General features: G+C 66.3%; 17 protein-coding genes. 4 read left to right on the top strand and 13 right to left on the bottom strand.

Going from position 1 to position 15,505, the window contains the following annotated elements:
* Window positions 1-48 precede the first annotated feature (48 nt).
* Entirely contained in the window at window positions 49-1,272 is a 1,224-nt protein-coding gene (gene hemA / locus ILP92_RS13515) for a 5-aminolevulinate synthase (RefSeq protein WP_198916945.1), read from the top strand.
* Between the two features lie 134 nt (window positions 1,273-1,406).
* On the opposite strand, the gene ILP92_RS13520 is transcribed toward hemA, so the two are convergent.
* The 5 genes from ILP92_RS13520 to dctP form a co-directional block, all read right to left on the bottom strand.
* On the bottom strand, window positions 1,407-2,915 hold the full coding sequence (locus tag ILP92_RS13520; protein WP_198916946.1) for a malonate--CoA ligase: 1,509 nt from the start codon (window positions 2,913-2,915) through the stop codon (window positions 1,407-1,409).
* Window positions 2,916-2,926: 11 nt separating this feature from the next.
* Window positions 2,927-4,174: a malonyl-CoA decarboxylase gene (locus ILP92_RS13525; RefSeq protein WP_198916947.1), complete on the bottom strand. Its 1,248-nt coding sequence runs from the start codon at window positions 4,172-4,174 to the stop codon at window positions 2,927-2,929.
* Window positions 4,171-5,487 (bottom strand): TRAP transporter large permease, encoded by a 1,317-nt coding sequence (locus tag ILP92_RS13530; RefSeq protein ID WP_198916948.1) that lies wholly within the window; start codon window positions 5,485-5,487, stop codon window positions 4,171-4,173. Before ILP92_RS13530 ends, ILP92_RS13525 begins: the two co-directional genes overlap by 4 nt.
* Complete coding sequence (locus ILP92_RS13535) at window positions 5,487-6,074, bottom strand: TRAP transporter small permease subunit (protein WP_198916949.1); 588 nt, start codon at window positions 6,072-6,074, stop codon at window positions 5,487-5,489. The genes ILP92_RS13530 and ILP92_RS13535 overlap by 1 nt, the downstream gene beginning before the upstream one ends.
* Before the next feature lie 62 nt (window positions 6,075-6,136).
* Window positions 6,137-7,117: a TRAP transporter substrate-binding protein DctP gene (gene dctP, locus ILP92_RS13540; RefSeq protein ID WP_198916950.1), complete on the bottom strand. Its 981-nt coding sequence runs from the start codon at window positions 7,115-7,117 to the stop codon at window positions 6,137-6,139.
* 160 nt (window positions 7,118-7,277) lie between these two features.
* On the opposite strand from dctP, the gene ILP92_RS13545 reads away from it, so the two are divergent.
* On the top strand, window positions 7,278-7,931 hold the full coding sequence (locus tag ILP92_RS13545; RefSeq protein WP_198916951.1) for a GntR family transcriptional regulator: 654 nt from the start codon (window positions 7,278-7,280) through the stop codon (window positions 7,929-7,931).
* 44 nt (window positions 7,932-7,975) lie between these two features.
* On the opposite strand, the gene ureG is transcribed toward ILP92_RS13545, so the two are convergent.
* From ureG to ILP92_RS13585, 8 genes are read right to left on the bottom strand one after another with little or no spacing between them, the layout of a single operon-like run.
* Complete coding sequence (ureG, locus tag ILP92_RS13550; protein ID WP_198916952.1) at window positions 7,976-8,587, bottom strand: urease accessory protein UreG; 612 nt, start codon at window positions 8,585-8,587, stop codon at window positions 7,976-7,978.
* Window positions 8,584-9,228 carry an urease accessory protein UreF gene (locus ILP92_RS13555; RefSeq protein WP_368667889.1) on the bottom strand — a complete coding sequence of 215 codons (645 nt, stop codon included), beginning with the start codon at window positions 9,226-9,228 and terminating at the stop codon, window positions 8,584-8,586. Before ILP92_RS13555 ends, ureG begins: the two co-directional genes overlap by 4 nt.
* Window positions 9,212-9,691: an urease accessory protein UreE gene (locus tag ILP92_RS13560; protein ID WP_198916953.1), complete on the bottom strand. Its 480-nt coding sequence runs from the start codon at window positions 9,689-9,691 to the stop codon at window positions 9,212-9,214. The genes ILP92_RS13555 and ILP92_RS13560 overlap by 17 nt, the downstream gene beginning before the upstream one ends.
* Before the next feature lie 6 nt (window positions 9,692-9,697).
* Entirely contained in the window at window positions 9,698-11,458 is a 1,761-nt protein-coding gene (gene ureC, locus ILP92_RS13565) for an urease subunit alpha (RefSeq protein WP_198916954.1), read from the bottom strand.
* Between the two features lie 3 nt (window positions 11,459-11,461).
* Window positions 11,462-11,776: an antifreeze protein gene (locus tag ILP92_RS13570; RefSeq protein WP_198916955.1), complete on the bottom strand. Its 315-nt coding sequence runs from the start codon at window positions 11,774-11,776 to the stop codon at window positions 11,462-11,464.
* A gap of 1 nt (window position 11,777) precedes the next feature.
* Entirely contained in the window at window positions 11,778-12,083 is a 306-nt protein-coding gene (locus tag ILP92_RS13575) for an urease subunit beta (RefSeq protein WP_198916956.1), read from the bottom strand.
* A gap of 10 nt (window positions 12,084-12,093) precedes the next feature.
* Window positions 12,094-12,396 carry an urease subunit gamma gene (locus ILP92_RS13580; RefSeq protein WP_198916957.1) on the bottom strand — a complete coding sequence of 101 codons (303 nt, stop codon included), beginning with the start codon at window positions 12,394-12,396 and terminating at the stop codon, window positions 12,094-12,096.
* Between the two features lie 4 nt (window positions 12,397-12,400).
* Window positions 12,401-13,297 carry an urease accessory protein UreD gene (locus ILP92_RS13585; RefSeq protein ID WP_235971411.1) on the bottom strand — a complete coding sequence of 299 codons (897 nt, stop codon included), beginning with the start codon at window positions 13,295-13,297 and terminating at the stop codon, window positions 12,401-12,403.
* 211 nt (window positions 13,298-13,508) lie between these two features.
* Between ILP92_RS13585 and ILP92_RS13590 the strand changes: the two genes are divergently transcribed.
* Entirely contained in the window at window positions 13,509-13,886 is a 378-nt protein-coding gene (locus ILP92_RS13590; protein WP_198916958.1) for a type 1 glutamine amidotransferase family protein, read from the top strand.
* Window positions 13,887-14,184: 298 nt separating this feature from the next.
* Window positions 14,185-15,459 (top strand): urea ABC transporter substrate-binding protein, encoded by a 1,275-nt coding sequence (gene urtA, locus ILP92_RS13595; RefSeq protein WP_198916959.1) that lies wholly within the window; start codon window positions 14,185-14,187, stop codon window positions 15,457-15,459.
* The last annotated feature ends 46 nt before the right edge of the window (window positions 15,460-15,505 follow it).

A 15,505-nucleotide genomic window follows, 5' to 3' on the forward strand; every position in this document is an offset into this window, starting at 1 on the left:
CGGGCCGGTGGTCGATTTCGTCCGCCAAGCGGTCGAGGCGGCGGGCCGATGAATTACGATGCCATCCTCACCGAAGCCCTGGACCAGCTGCGCGACGAGGGCGATTATCGCACCTTCGCCGAGCTCGAACGCCATCGCGGCGCCTTTCCGCGCGCGACCCGGCATAGCGGTGGCGTGACCGGCGACGTGACCGTCTGGTGCTCGAACGACTACCTGGGGATGGGCCAGCACCCGGACGTGCTGGCAGCGATGCACGCCGCGCTGGACACGAGCGGCGCGGGCGCGGGCGGGACCCGCAACATCTCGGGCAACACCCATCAGCACGCGCTTCTGGAAGCCGAGTTGGCGGATCTGCACGGCAAGGAGGCGGCGCTACTTTTCACATCGGGCTACGTGTCGAACTGGGCCACGCTGGGGACGCTGGCCGCCAGGCTCCCGGGCTGCGTCGTGCTGTCGGACGCCAAGAACCACGCATCGATGATCGAAGGCATCCGCCAGTCGCGTGCCCAAAAGCGCATCTGGTCGCATAACGACATGGCCGACCTCGAGGCGCAACTCGCCTCGCTTCCGAAGGACGCGCCCAAGATCGTGGCGTTCGAGAGCGTCTATTCCATGGATGGCGATATCGCTCCCATCGCCGATATCTGCGAGCTTGCCCAGCGCCACGGCGCGCTGACCTACCTGGACGAGGTGCACGCGGTCGGACTTTACGGCCCGCACGGCGGTGGCATCGCCGAGGCGCAGGGCCTCATGCACCGGATCGACGTGATCGAGGGTACGCTGGGCAAGGCCTACGGCGTGATGGGCGGCTATATCGCCGCCTCGACCGCGCTGGTCGATTTCGTGCGCAGCTTCGCCAGTGGCTTCATCTTCACCACGGCCCTGCCCCCCGCGGTCGCGGCGGGCGCGCTGGCGGCGGTGCGGCACCTGAAACGTTCGAGCGTCGAGCGGGATTTGCAGAAAACCCGCGTCGCCCAGTTGCGCGCGCGGCTGGACGACATGGGACTGCCGCACCTGGTGAACGAAAGCCACATCGTGCCGGTGATGGTGGGCGATGCGATGAAATGCCGTTTCATATCGAACTTGCTGCTGGACGAGTTCGGCATCTACATCCAGCCGATCAATTATCCGACCGTCCCGAAGGGCACCGAGCGGCTGCGCATCACGCCGTCGCCGGTCCATTCCGAAGCGGACCTGGATCGCCTGGTCGGCGCCCTGGGATCGCTCTGGTCGCGCTGCCAGCTGGCCCGCCGCCCGATGGCGGCGCAATAGGGTCAGGCCACCGGCCGTCGCGTTCAACGCCGACGGCACCCGGCGCACCGCGTTAAGGCTCCCATAGCAAGGATTCGGTCAGGGCCAGCTGACACCCGGCCAGGGTCGCAAACCTCCGACCTGCCGGACCAAATTCAGCCCGCGTCGCCGAACCTGTCGCGCAGCACGTTCTTCTGCACCTTGCCCATCGTGTTGCGCGGCAGCGCGTCGATCGTGCGGTAGCCGCTCGGGTGCTTGTAGCGGGCCAGTTTCTCGCCGACGGCCGCCGCGATGGCATCGGTGTCCGGCGCGGCCCCGTTCTCGGGCACCAGCACCGCGATCGGCGTCTCGCCGAAATCGTCATGGGGCACGCCGATCACGGCGGATTCCAGGACACCGGGCTGGGCATCCAGCACCACCTCGATTTCCTTGGGGTAGATGTTGTAGCCGCCCGAGATAATCAGGTCCTTGTCGCGGCCCACGATGCTGACATAGCCGTCTTTGTCGATCTGGCCCAGATCGCCGGTGATGAAGAAGCCGTCGTCCCGCAGCTCGGCGGCGGTCTTTTCCGGCATCTGCCAGTAGCCTTGAAAGACATTGGGCCCACGCACCTCGATCAGGCCAACCTCGCCCTGTGGCAGCGTGTCGCCGGTGTCGGGATCGGTGATCTTCAGCTCGACGCCGGGCAACGGGAAGCCTACGGTGCCCGCGCGCCGCTCGCCGTCATAGGGGTTCGACGTGTTCATGTTCGTCTCGGTCATCCCGTAGCGTTCCAGGATGCGGTGGCCGGTGCGCTCTTCGAACCGGCGATGGGTCTCGGCCAGCAACGGGGCCGAGCCCGAGGTGAAGAGCCGCATGTTCGACACCAGGTCGCGGTCGAAACGGTCGTCGTCCAGCAGCCGCGTATAGAAGGTCGGCACGCCCATCAGCGACGTGGCGCGGGGCAGCTCGGCGATGATTGTGTCCTGATCGAACTTCGGCAGGAAGATCATCGACCCGCCCGCCAGAAGCGTCACGTTCGACGCGACGAACAGGCCGTGGGTGTGGAAGATCGGCAGCGCGTGCAGCAACACGTCGTCTTCGGTGAAGCGCCACAGATCCTTCAGCGCCTGCGCGTTCGACAGCAGGTTCGCGTGGCTCAGCATCGCCCCTTTCGAGCGGCCCGTGGTCCCCGAGGTGTAAAGGAACGCGGCCAGGTCGTCGGGCCCGCGCTGGACCGTGTCGTAACGGTCCGGTTTGCTCGCGGCGGCGTCGGCCAGCGTGCCGGTCCCGTCCGCGCCCAGCGTGTGCAGTGTGGCCGACTGCGCCTTGGCCAGCGGGCCCAGGTCGTCCGCGCGGCCGGGATCGCAGACGAGCATCTTTGCGCCGCTGTTTTCCACGAAATACTGCAGCTCGTCGGTGGTGTAGGCGGTGTTGAGGGGCAGGAAGATCACCCCCGCCTGCACCGCGGCGGCGTAAAGCGCCAGCGCCTGTGGCGATTTCTCGACCTGCACGGCGACCCGCTCGCCCGGGTCCAGCCCCGCATCCGTCAGGACATGGGCGAAGCGCGCGGCCATGGCGGCGAAATCGGCGTGGCTGAGCGCGCCACCCTCCGGCAGGTGCAAAAACGTGTCCGAGCGGTCCGCATGGGGCGCGAAAAGAGCGTCGTGAAGCGTGTTGGACATATGGTCTTTCCCTAAGCCAGTGTCTTTTCGGCGGCGGCGGCAAGGCTGCGGACGTCGGCAGACATCGCGATCTCGCCCTGCGCGGCGTAGCGTTCGTGGTTCTGCGAGATCTTCACCGGATCGTAGAGGTAGTTCACCATCACCCCCGCGGATCGCGCCCGCCCCTTGGGCGACGTGTCGGCATTGGCGTGGATCCGGTGCACCGACGCGCCATTGCCCAGGTGGAACCGCGCGACCGGGTCCAGCGCCCGACCGCTGGAATGGCGCGCTTGCGTCAGGTAGCGCGCGGCCAGCGCGCGCAGATGCGCCTCGTCCGCGGCGTCGGGGTCGATGCCTTCGGAGGACAGCCAATCCCGCAGACCCGGGATCGGCGACAGCGTGACGAAGGTCTTCAGGCCCGGCCATTCGATGGAAAGGTCCGTGACCACCTGCTTGATCAGCGAATTGCCGAACGAAATCCCGGCCAGCCCCGCCTGGCAGTTCGAGATCGAGTAGAACACCGCCGTGTCGGCCTTGGACGGCGGCAGGATCGACCGCTGTTCGGCCAGCAGACCCTGGACCGAGCCGGGGATGCCGCGCGACAGGGCGACCTCGACGAAGATCAGCGGCTCGTCGGGCATGGCGGGGTGAAACAGCGCGAAACAGCGGCGATCCGGCGGCTCGACCCTGCGGCGCAGGTCTTCCCAGCTGTCGATGGCATGGACCGCCTCGTAGGCGATGATCTTTTCCAGAAGGCTTGCGGGCGTGGCCCAATTGATCGGGCGCAGCACCAGGAAGCCCCGGTTGAACCAGCTGGCGAACAGGTGGCGCAGGTCCAGATCCAGCGCCATCAGCGCCTCGTCGCCGCGGCCGAGACGCAGCAGATCGGCGCGCAGGCCCACAAGGATCGCCGTGGCATTGGGCACCTGGTTGAGACGGCGGATCAGTTCCTGGCGGGGCGGCTCGGCGGCGCGCATCACGGCGCGGTAGCTGGCCTTGGTCTGGCCCGTCTCGTAGGCGTCCAGCGCGTCGCGCACCTCTGCCGGATCCAGCGTCATCTGGTGGGCGAGGTGCCGGAAGAACTCCAGCTTCGCCCCATCGTCGAGCGTGGCGTAGCGCGCCAGTATGGACTGCGCCAGCGCCAGCCCCGACACCTCGCCCCGTGCGCTGATCAATTCCGCGCAAAGCTGTGGCAGCGGCCGCGTATCGGTCCGGTCGCCGCCCCGCGCGGCGAAACGCCGCTCGAACACCGTCGACAGCAGGTCGGCCAGCAGCGTCACAGCTCGGCCCCCATGATCATGTCGGGCAACCAGGTGGCGATGCCGGGGAACAGGCACAAAAGGATGATCGCCACGACCATGCAGCCCACGTAGGGCAGCGATCCCACCAGGATGGTCTTCAGCTTGATGTCGGGCGCGATGCCGTTGATGACATAGAGGTTCAGGCCCACGGGGGGCGAGATCAGGCCGATCTCCATGTTGATGGTCAGCACCACGGCGAACCAGATCGGGTCGAACCCGGCGGTCGTGATGATCGGCAGCAGGATCGGCGCGGCCATCAGGATCACCGCGACGGGCGGCAGGAAGAAGCCCGCGATCAGCAGGAACAGGTTGATCATCCCCATCAGCACCCAGCGGTTCACGTCCATCCCGCCGATCCATTCGGCGATGGATTGGGTGATGAACAGCGACGACAGCATGTAGCTGAAGACGCCCGCCGCCCCGATGATGAACAGGATCATCACGCTCTCGCGCGTGCTGTCGCGCAGGACCGCCCAGATGGCGACCGGGCTCCACATGCTGTAGATCACCATGGCGATGACCAGGCAGAGCAGCGCGCCCACGGCGGCCGTTTCCGACGGCGTGGCGATGCCGCCATACATGGCGTAAAGCACGCCGAGGATGATCGCCAGGAACGGCAGGACCCGCGGCAGGATCTCGAACCGCTGGGCCCAGCTGTAGGACGTGGGTATCAGCGCGCTGCCATCGCTGGAGCGGGCCGTGGAATAGATCGACCACGCCATGAACAGCGCCACCAGCAGCAGCCCCGGCAGCACGCCCGCAAGAAACAGCCGCCCGATCGAGGTCTCGGTGGCGATGCCATAGACGATCATGGTGACCGAGGGCGGGATCAGGATCCCCAGCGTGCCGCCCGCGGCGATGCTGCCCGCGGCGACGCTGTCAGGATAGCCGCGCTTGCGCATCTCGGGGATGCCCATCTTGCCGATGGCGGCACAGGTGGCGGGGGACGATCCCGACATGGCCGAGAACAGCGCGCAGGCGCCGAGGTTCGAAATCACCAGGCCGCCCGGCACGCGGGTCAGCCACCGCTCGAGCGCCTCGTAAAGGTCGGCGCCCGCGCGGGTCGACGCGATGGCGGCGCCCATGATGATGAACATGGGGATCGACAGCAGCGCGAAATTGTCGAGCTTGCCGAAGAACACCTCGGGCATCAGGTTCAGCGACGATGCACCGTCGAACACGATCAGAAAGCCGGCCGACACCACCAGCAGCCCGGCGGCGACGGAAATGCCGGAAAAGAGGACAAGGATAGTTGAGAAGGCGACGATGGCGCCAAGGGACAGGGGATCCATTATTCAGCCGCCTCCGTCACGCTGTCGGCCAGGGTCGCCCCGGGCTCGAGTCCGAAGGGCTCCTCCACGCGGAACACTACCGCGATCAGGTCCGCCACCAGTTGCAGAAGATACAGGCCAAAGCCCAGCGGCAGCGCCAGGTAGGGCACCCACAGCTTCGGGTTCCACGGCGTGTTCGACGTCTCGCCCCAATCCCAGGCCTCGTGCCAGAAGTGGTAGCCGTGCCAGAACATCAGCGCGACGACGGCGATGGTGACCAGCAGCACCACCAATGCCAGTCCCTTGCGCATGAATTCGGGCAGCAGCAGCGGCAGCAGGTCCACGTTCACGTGGCCGCGCAGGTATTGCACGTAAGGCAGGCCCAGCATGGTGGCCGCGACCATCATGTAGGTGACACCTTCGGTCTGCCACACGGTCGAGCCGTTCAGCACGAAGCGGATGAAGATCATCTGGCAGGTCACCCCGATCGAGATGACGATCAGCAGCGCGGCGGCGATGCCCGACAGCTTGCTGATGAACCCGATGGCCAGAAGCACCGGGTTGCCGCCATGCGGCGCGGGGGTGTGGGCGGGGGATGAGCCGGACATGAAGCCTCCGATGACCTTGACATGGAGTGGCCGGGGGCGCACCGCCCCCGGCCATCAAGCGATCATTCGACCGACAGCGCCAGGTCGAGCAGGCGCTGACCGTCGGGCGAGCCTTCCAGGAACGCCTTGTAGGCGGTTTCCTGGGCGATCTCGCGCCACGCGTTGAACTGCTCTTCGGTCATTTCGGCGATTTCCACGCCGTTATCGGCGAAGACCTGGCGGGCCTCACCGTCCTCGGCCTTGGCCTGTTCCAGGTAGAACGCCTCGGCCTTGGCGGCGGCGTCCATCAGGGCGGTCTGCTGTTCTTCGGTCAGGCCGTCGAAGACCGACTTGTTCATCAGCATGGGCTGATACATGAACCACAGCGCGTAGTCACCGGCGGGCGTGAAGCAGGCCACCTGCTCGTAGATGCGGTAGGACACGAAGGACGATGACGACGTGTTCGCCGCATCCAGCACGCCGGTCTGCATGGCGTTGTAGATCTCGGCCGACGACATGGACGCGATGGATGCGCCCGCACCCGCCAGCATCTGCTCGAACGACTTGCCCGCGGCGCGCATCTGCTTGCCCTGCACGTCCTCGGGGGCGACGATGCACGCGTCCTTGCCCGCGAAGCCGCCCGCCAGGTAGCCGTGCACCAGCACCATGATGTCGTCTTCGGCCATGATCGCTTCGATCTCGTCCATGAAGGGCGACTCGTTCAGGCGCGCGGCGTGGTCGTGGTTCTTCACGAGGCCGGGCATCAGGGTCAGGTTATAGGCGTTGCGCAGGCCGCCCGCGTAGGACAGCGGCAGGATGATGGCGTCCACCTGGCCGCGCGCCAGGGGCTTGTACTGCTCGCGCGCCTTGAACAGCGACTGGCTGGGGAAGATCTGCAAAGTCAGGTCGACATCGGCGGCGGCCACTTCGTCGGCAACCATCTGGGCGACCTTGTGGCGAACATCGCCTTCGGACCACTGGTGCGACACGCGCAGCTCGGCCGCGTCGGCGCCGAAAGTTGAGGCCGCAAGGACGGCGGCCGTGACGGTTGCGATGAATTTCATTCTTTTCTCTCCCTATGACTGACCTCTTCGCAGCGCTTTGCCCGGAACTTTCGGGGGACTTGTCGCTTGGGTCACCGATCTTGTATACAAGAACCTATGTCTTGTCGGCAAGAAGTCGACAAACTTGTTTTTCCCAGCCTGTGCGAGTGGCTCCCGGACCATGGAAGTAAAGCTTTCCGACACCATCGCCGAGACGCTGGAAGGGCTGATCCTGGATGGCACATTCGCGGATGGCGAGCGGCTGGACGAGGTCCAGCTGGCCCAGCGATTCGCGGTATCGCGCACACCCCTGCGCGAAGCGTTCCAGCGGCTGGCACAGTCGGGGCTGGTCCAGCAGATCCCCCGTCGCGGCGTCTTCGTGCGCCAGCCCGGACCGATCGAGCTGGTCGAGATGTTCGAGGTCATGGCCGAGTTGGAAGCCGCCTGCGCCCGTCTGGCCGCGACCCGGATCACCGAAGACGCGCTGGACGAGCTTGCCGCCGCCAACGAGCGCTGCCGCCGCGCCATGGAAAACCGCGATTCGGACGGCTATTACCGCGAGAATGAACGCTTCCACGCGATCCTGTACCGCCAATCGGGAAATCGGTTCCTGGAAAAGGAATGTCGCCGTTTGCAGCGCCGACTGACGCCGTTTCGTCGGCTGCAACTGCGCCTGCGCGGCAGGCTTGCCCAGTCCATGGCCGAGCATGAAGCCATCGTGAAATCGTTGCGCGCGGGCGATCCGCGGCAGGCCGCCGACATGGTCCGCGCCCATGTCGCGGTGCAGGGCGAGAAGTTTCACAACCTGCGCCACGGCCTGGCACCGTCCCATTGACGGCCGCCCGCGCAATCGTCGCCCCCGCCTTGCGCGACGGCCGCTCAGATGCCCGACAAGTGTCTCACGCAGGACAGCACGCGGTCCGATCCGTCGCCGGTCCTCAGCGAGGTGAAGATCACCGGCCGCTCGCCCCGCATCCTGGCGGCGTCGCGCTCCATGACCTCGAGCGATGCGCCCACATGCGGCGCAAGGTCGGTCTTGTTCACCACCAAAATGTCGGACCGGGTGATGGCGGGCCCGCCTTTGCGCGGGATCTCTTCGCCCGCGGCCACGTCGATGACATAGATCGTCAGATCCGCCAATTCGGGGCTGAACGTCGCCGATAGGTTGTCCCCGCCGGATTCGATCAGGACGATCTCGACCTCGGGATGCCGCGCCCGCATCTCGGCCACCGCGGCCAGGTTGATCGACGCGTCTTCGCGGATGGCGGTATGGGGACAGCCGCCGGTTTCGACCCCGATGATCCGGTCGCCCGGCAGGATCTGCATCCGCATCAGGGCTTCGGCGTCTTCCTGGGTGTAGATGTCGTTGGTGATGACCCCGATCGAGTAGGCGTCCTTCATCAGCTCTGCCAGGCGCGCGGTCAGCGTCGTCTTGCCCGCGCCGACCGGACCGCCGATCCCGATCCGCAGGGGGCCATTCAGTGTCGTCATGATTGAAAAAGCCTCGGTTGCTGGGTTTCGTGGCGCATGGCGGCGATGTCGGACAGGAACGCGTTGCCGACAAGATCGTCCAGCGTCGCGCCGCGCGTCTCATTCGCGACGCTCATGCAGGTGTCCTGCAGGTTCAAGACCACCCGCTGACCGGCGGTTTGCCCCAGCGGGCTGAGACGCAGCGCCGCCGAGACCAGGTTCGTCACCATGGCCTGCAGATAAAGCCCGACGGTCGCTTCAACGTCCAGACCGACGCGCCGCGCCGCGTGGCCCAGCGCTATGGGCAGAAGAAGGTCCGGAAGCGCAAGATCCCAGACCGCGTTGGCCGTGCGCACGAAGGCAGCGCCCTGGCGGTCGGCCTCGCGCACCCGCTCGCAGGCTGTCGCGAAGGCGCGGGCCTGCGCGTCGAGCTCACGCGGATCCGGCGCCGCGAAGGCCAGCCGCAGGAAGATGGCGTCGCTGCGCCCCGTGCCATCGGTCAGGCAATCGCGCAACCACTCTTCCAGCCCTTGCGCGTCGGCGATCCAGCCGTCGTGAATGGCCGCCTCGAGCCCGTGCGAAAAGGCGAATGCACCGGTCGGAAAGGCGGGCGACATCCATTGCGTCAGCGTCAGCAGCTTCGCGTCAATGGCCATCGGCATGGGCCGTGTGTCCGTGCGCGTGCGCATGGGTGCGCCCGTGGCCATAGGCGCCGCCTTCGGGGGTGAACGGCTCGCGGACCGGAACCGTCGTCGCCCCGAGATGGGCCAACATATGCGCGATGACCGGATCGTTCTGGATCAGCACCCGGCTCGGCTCGATCTGGCAGGGCGTGTGGCGGTTCCCGATATGCCAGGCCAGGCGCGGCAGGTCCGGCCCCGTGACGGCCAGCAGGTCCTCGGGGGCGGCGACGATCCGGACAAGCCGCCCGTCGCCCAGTTCCAGTGCATCGCCGTGGCCAAGCGACACGGTCCGCTCGAAATCGGCGACGAAGGACAGTCCATCCTCGGCGCTGAGCTTGCGTCGGCGGAAGAACCGGTCCTCGTAGCGCAGCACGCAGTCAGCGGCCCGGCCCGTCCAGGTGCCTGCCGTGTGAAGGGTCTGAGCCAGTGGCAGATCGGTCATGGGGCGTCAGAACAGGAAATAGCGCTGCGCCATGGGCAGCTCGGTTGCGGGCTGGCAGGTCAGAAGCTCGCCGTCGGCGCGCACCTCGTAGGTTTCGGGGTTCACCTCGACCTTCGGCGTGGCGTCGTTCAGCACCAGGTCCTTCTTGCCGATGCCGCGCGTGTTGGCCACCGGCAGGGTCGTCTTGGCCAGCCCCAGCCGCTCGCCGATCCCGTCGGCCTGGGCGGCCCCGGACACGAAGGTCACGGCACTGGCTTCCAGCGCGCGCCCGAAGGCGCCGAACATCGGCCGGGTATAGACCGGCTGCGGCGTCGGGATCGACGCGTTCGGATCGCCCATCTGTGCGCAGACGATGCTGCCGCCCATCAGCACCATTTCGGGCTTCACGCCGAAGAAGGCGGGGTTCCACAGCACCAGGTCGGCGCGCTTGCCTTCCTCGATGCTGCCGATATGCGCCGAAATCCCGTGAGCGATGGCGGGGTTGATCGTGTATTTCGCGATATAGCGGCGGACGCGGAAATTGTCGTTGTCGCCGGTCTCTTCGGGCAGGCGGCCGCGCTGCTTCTTCATCTTGTCGGCGGTCTGCCAGGTGCGGATGATGACCTCGCCCACGCGGCCCATGGCCTGACTGTCGGACGCGATGATCGAGAACGCGCCCATGTCGTGCAGGATGTCTTCGGCGGCGATGGTTTCGCGCCGGATGCGACTTTCGGCAAAGGCAACGTCCTCGGGGATCGACTTGTCCAGGTGATGGCAGACCATCAGCATGTCCAGGTGCTCGTCCACGGTGTTGACCGTGAAGGGCCGCGTCGGGTTGGTCGACGACGGCAGCACATGCGCCTCGCCGCAGATCTTGATGATATCCGGCGCGTGCCCGCCGCCCGCGCCTTCGGTGTGGAAGGCGTGGATCGTGCGGCCTTTGATGGCAGCGATGGTGTTCTCGACGAAGCCGGACTCGTTCAGCGTGTCGGTGTGGATCATCACCTGCACGTCCCACGCGTCGGCCACCGACAAGCAGCAGTCGATGGCGCCCGGCGTCGTGCCCCAATCCTCGTGCAGCTTCAGCGCGCAGGCCCCCGCCCTGATCTGTTCCTCGAGGGCAGCGGGCAGCGACGCGTTGCCCTTGCCCGCGAAGGCCAGGTTCATGGGGAAGGCGTCGGCGGATTGCAGCATGCGCCCGATATGCCAGGGCCCCGGCGTGCAGGTGGTGGCCAGCGTGCCATGGGCGGGGCCGGTGCCGCCGCCCAGCATGGTGGTCAGGCCGGAATGCAGCGCGTCCTCGATCTGCTGGGGGCAGATGAAGTGGATGTGGCTGTCGAAGCCGCCCGCCGTGACGATCTTGCCCTCGCCCGCGATGGCCTCGGTCCCGGGGCCCACGATGATGTTCACGCCCGGCTGCGTGTCGGGGTTGCCGGCCTTGCCGATCTTCGCGATCCGCCCGTCCCGAAGGCCGATATCGGCCTTGTAGATGCCCGTCGCGTCCACGATCAGCGCGTTGGTGATGACGGTATCGACCGCACCTTCCGCGCGGGTCGCCTGGCTTTGGCCCATCCCGTCGCGGATCACCTTGCCGCCGCCGAACTTGACCTCTTCGCCGTAAAGCAGCGCGTTGCCGCCGCGGCCTTGGGACGTCGCCGCGCCTGCCGCCTCGGCGGTCAGGTCGCGCTCGACCTCGATGATCAGGTCGGTATCGGCCAGCCGCACCCGGTCACCCGTGGTGGGGCCGAACATCGCGGCGTAATCCGCGCGGGAGATCCTTGCCGGCATGGGTCAGCCCTTCTTGAAACCGCGTTTCGTCAGGCGCCGCGCATTGGCGCGCGTGGCGCGGCGGATGGGGCGGATTGCCGCCGCGGCGACCGCGTCGGGGGCCGCACCCTGGAGCATCTTGACGCTCGCGTCGCCCACCGCCTTGGTCATGGCATGCGCCTTCTCCGAGACCATGCGCCGGTTTTCGGTCTTGGTGACCGACCAGATCCCCGCCATTCCCATCAGCCGCATGGCGATCACGCCCTGCGCCTCGGCCATGACCATGGCGACCTGCAGGCCATTCGCCCAGTAATCCATGATCGTCGGAACGCGCGCCATCTCAGAGCTCTCCCATGATCTGCTGGTTGAACCCGAAGATCCGGCGCGCGCCGCCGATGGGGATCAACGCGACCTCGCGCCTTTGGCCCGGCTCGAAGCGCACCGCGGTGCCTGCCGCGATGTCCAGCCGCATGCCGCGCGCGGCGTCCCTGTCGAAGTCGAGCGCCGCGTTCGCCTCGCCGAAATGGTAGTGCGAGCCGACCTGCACGGGTCGGTCGCCGGTATTGGCGACCATAAGCGTGATCGCCGTCTTGTCGCTGTTCAGCTCGATCGTGCCCTGGGCCACGAAATATTCGCCGGGGATCATCGCGGAACTCCTATCTGATCGGGTTGTGAACGGTGACAAGCTTGGTGCCGTCCGGAAACGTGGCCTCGACTTGGACCTCTTGCACCATTTCCGGGATGCCCTCCATGCATTGATGGCGGCCGATGACCTCGGCGCCCGCTTCCATCATGTCGGCGACCGAGCGTCCGTCCCGCGCCCCTTCGACCACCGTGTCCGTGATCAGCGCAATGGCTTCGGGATAGTTCAGCTTCACGCCGCGGGCCAAGCGCTTGCGCGCGACCTCGGCGGCCATGGCGACCAGCAGCTTGTCTTTCTCGCGTGGCGTAAGTTGCATGACGTCAAAGGCTCCAGGATTTGGGCAAGTGTGTCGCGGTCAGGACTTCAAGAACCGGGACCAGTGCGCGGCGCAGAAGAAACGAGTCCTCGGCAAGCAGCCGGATGCTCAGAACGTCGTCCGCCACCAGGCTGGCACCGCCCGTCTCGGGCAGAAGCGCGCGGATTCGGGGCAGACAGGCTTCGGCGTGGGGGCCACAGCACAGCACGGTGGCCAGCGCGCCCAGTCCGGCCCCGAGCGCGGGGCGGGCCAGTCGCTCGGCGATGTTGCCGCCGAGATCCACGCGATCCCAGTAAATCGGCGCGTCGTTCCGGCGGATGGCGATCGTGTCGCGCACCCGTCCCTGGGTAACGGTTTCGCCCATGGCGCGGCGCCCGAAGACCATGGATTCGACCAGCACCAAGGTCGCGCCCGGATCCAGATCGACGTCGAGCTGGCGATCGATGGACGCGCCGTCGAACACGATCAGCTCTTGCGGCAACCAATGCAGCACCGCGCCATCGGCCACGGACAGGTGCGTGCGGATGCGGGCGACCCCGGACTGGCTGCGATAGGCCCGCTCGGCCGCCTGCGTCGTCACCACCAGGTGGCTGCCCGGCCCCGCTTGCGCGCTCAACTCGAAGCGATCCCCGCCGGTCAATCCGCCCGCGGTGTTCAGCACGATGGCCTCCACGGCATCGGCGCGTCGGGGGAAGGCGACCTTCGTGGATCCGGACGTCCTGAACCGGTCGATGGCCGAACGCTCGCCCACGCGCTTGGTCGACAGCTTCAGCGCGCCCAGCGATCGCGGAGCGGCCGTCGCCTTGCTCGATGCCAAGAATGCGTGGGTCATACGCAGCGTCGCCCCCAAAGTCCGACCCGCCCGTTTCAGCATGGCCGTGTCGAGGTAGCTATCGCGCATGGCTGGCGATCAGCGTGATTGCGCGCATCTGCCCAAATGGGATGCAGTCAATACCGCATATGCGCATAAAAAGTGCAAACCGACGGGATTCCATGGTATTTCCTGCCGTTACGGGAAAGACTCGCGAACAGCGGGACGCCCATTAACCTCGCCTTAGCACCGGATCCGCCAAGATCGTGGTCGTCATGCCCCATCCGTAATTGATAAATTTATGAGCGGTCTGAAACCTCTTCTTCTCGTGCTGTGTTTCCTGTCAGGCCCGGCCATTGCCGGGGACCGCCCCCTGATGGCGGCCTTCGCCACCTGCGCGGGACGTCTTTCGGCCGAGCTCGAACACGCCTGGCTCATGCGCGATGCGGGATCGGCGCGGATCGAAGATCGGCGCAGGCATTTCCTGTCGCTTCTGGACGCCACCGTTCCCGCCGGGCGGCAACGCGATGCGCTGGACCTGCGGATCCGGGCCAAGGCCGCCCACGCCGCGCTGCTGGCGCAGGCCAGCTTCGCCACCCGGGCCGACCACGCGCAATGGGCCCAGCGCCGCGCCAGGCTCGAAATCACGTCCTGCGCCGGATACCTTCTCGAAAGTTAGACACGCACCGGCAAGTGACCGCCCAGCGCCCAAATTTCAGGCGAATGGAAGGTGCCGCGCATAATTTTTCACTGTTCGCAGGCGGCGGGCCGCACTTCCGTGCCCCCTGCCTCGCGCTTTCAGCCGTTCTAATGGAACCACTGTTGCGGGATCTGAGCATCTCGAAGAACGCGCGGTGGTGCTGGCCTTGCAATCCCGAACACCACCGCGCTCCGCAATCATATTGCGTGGGGGCGCATATGAAGGACCGATCCTTCGAACGCAATATTCCCCGCGCGGTGCCGAAAGGATTACTGCGATGCCGAAGACACTTCTGAGTTCCGCCGCCATTCTGGCCGCGTCCGTGCTGCCCGCGATGGCGCAAGACTGCCCGATCAAGGTCGGCGTGCTTCACTCACTTTCCGGAACGATGGCGATCTCGGAGACGACCCTGAAGGACACGATGGAGATGCTGATCGAACAGCAGAACGCCGATGGCGGTCTGCTGGGCTGTGACCTGGAAGCAGTCGTGGTCGATCCGGCCTCGGACTGGCCGCTTTTCGCGGAAAAGGCGCGCGAGCTTCTGACCGTGCACGAAGTCGACGTGATCTTCGGCAACTGGACCAGCGTGTCGCGCAAATCCGTCCTGCCGGTGCTCGAAGAGCTGAACGGCCTTCTGTTCTATCCCGTCCAGTACGAGGGCGAGGAATCGTCGAAGAACGTCTTCTACACCGGCGCCGCGCCCAACCAGCAGGCGATCCCGGCCACCGACTATTTCCTGGAAGAGCTCGGCGTCGAGAAATTCGCCCTGCTCGGAACCGACTACGTCTATCCCCGCACCACCAACAACATCCTGGAAAGCTACCTTCAGCAAAAGGGCATCGACGACAGCGACATCTTCGTCAACTACACGCCGTTCGGCCATTCGGACTGGTCGAAGATCGTGTCCGACGTGGTGGCCCTGGGCGCGGACGGCAAGAAGGTCGGCGTGATCTCGACCATCAACGGCGACGCGAATGTGGGCTTCTACAAGGAGCTCGCCGCCGCCGGGATCTCGGCCGATGACATCCCTGTCGTCGCCTTCTCGGTCGGCGAGGAAGAGCTGTCGGGTCTGGACACGTCGAACCTGGTCGGCCACCTGGCGGCGTGGAACTACTTCCAGTCCGCCGACACCGACGCCAACGCGGAATGGGTCGCGGCGTGGAAAGAGCGCATGGGCGAGGACCGCGTGACCAACGACCCGATGGAGGCCCATTACATCGGCTTCAACATGTGGGTGAACGCGGTCGAGCAGGCAGGCACCACCGACGTGGATGCGGTGCGCGAGGCGATGTACGGGCAGGAATTCCCGAACCTGACCGGCGGCACGGCCGTGATGCTGCCCAACCACCACCTGTCGAAGCCGGTCCTAATCGGCGAGATCCAGGAAGACGGCCAGTTCGACATCATCAGCCAGACCGAGGAAGTGCCGGGCGACGCCTGGACCGACTACCTGCCCGAATCGGCCGTGCTGACGTCCGACTGGGCCGCGCTCGACTGCGGGATGTACAACACCGAAACCGAGTCCTGCGTGCAGATCAAGTCGAACTACTGAGCGATCTGTCCCGGGGGCCACGGCGCCCCCGGGATCCTTGGTTGGG

It is taken from the genome of Palleronia pontilimi, assembly GCF_016412875.1.
Classification (GTDB): Bacteria; Pseudomonadota; Alphaproteobacteria; order Rhodobacterales; family Rhodobacteraceae; genus Palleronia; species Palleronia pontilimi.

Coding starts and splice junctions, on each gene's coding strand:
- dctP (WP_198916950.1), bottom strand. CDS start 7,117: ATGAAATTCATCGCAACCGTCACGGCCGCCGTCCTTGCGGCCTCAACT.
- ILP92_RS13560 (WP_198916953.1), bottom strand. CDS start 9,691: ATGACCGATCTGCCACTGGCTCAGACCCTTCACACGGCAGGCACCTGG.
- ILP92_RS13580 (WP_198916957.1), bottom strand. CDS start 12,396: ATGCAACTTACGCCACGCGAGAAAGACAAGCTGCTGGTCGCCATGGCC.
- ILP92_RS13520 (WP_198916946.1), bottom strand. CDS start 2,915: ATGTCCAACACGCTTCACGACGCTCTTTTCGCGCCCCATGCGGACCGC.
- urtA (WP_198916959.1), top strand. CDS start 14,185: ATGCCGAAGACACTTCTGAGTTCCGCCGCCATTCTGGCCGCGTCCGTG.
- hemA (WP_198916945.1), top strand. CDS start 49: ATGAATTACGATGCCATCCTCACCGAAGCCCTGGACCAGCTGCGCGAC.
- ILP92_RS13570 (WP_198916955.1), bottom strand. CDS start 11,776: ATGGCGCGCGTTCCGACGATCATGGATTACTGGGCGAATGGCCTGCAG.
- ureC (WP_198916954.1), bottom strand. CDS start 11,458: ATGCCGGCAAGGATCTCCCGCGCGGATTACGCCGCGATGTTCGGCCCC.
- ILP92_RS13535 (WP_198916949.1), bottom strand. CDS start 6,074: ATGTCCGGCTCATCCCCCGCCCACACCCCCGCGCCGCATGGCGGCAAC.
- ILP92_RS13575 (WP_198916956.1), bottom strand. CDS start 12,083: ATGATCCCCGGCGAATATTTCGTGGCCCAGGGCACGATCGAGCTGAAC.
- ILP92_RS13555 (WP_368667889.1), bottom strand. CDS start 9,228: ATGCCGATGGCCATTGACGCGAAGCTGCTGACGCTGACGCAATGGATG.
- ILP92_RS13590 (WP_198916958.1), top strand. CDS start 13,509: ATGAGCGGTCTGAAACCTCTTCTTCTCGTGCTGTGTTTCCTGTCAGGC.
- ILP92_RS13545 (WP_198916951.1), top strand. CDS start 7,278: ATGGAAGTAAAGCTTTCCGACACCATCGCCGAGACGCTGGAAGGGCTG.
- ILP92_RS13585 (WP_235971411.1), bottom strand. CDS start 13,297: ATGCGCGATAGCTACCTCGACACGGCCATGCTGAAACGGGCGGGTCGG.
- ureG (WP_198916952.1), bottom strand. CDS start 8,587: ATGACGACACTGAATGGCCCCCTGCGGATCGGGATCGGCGGTCCGGTC.
- ILP92_RS13530 (WP_198916948.1), bottom strand. CDS start 5,487: ATGGATCCCCTGTCCCTTGGCGCCATCGTCGCCTTCTCAACTATCCTT.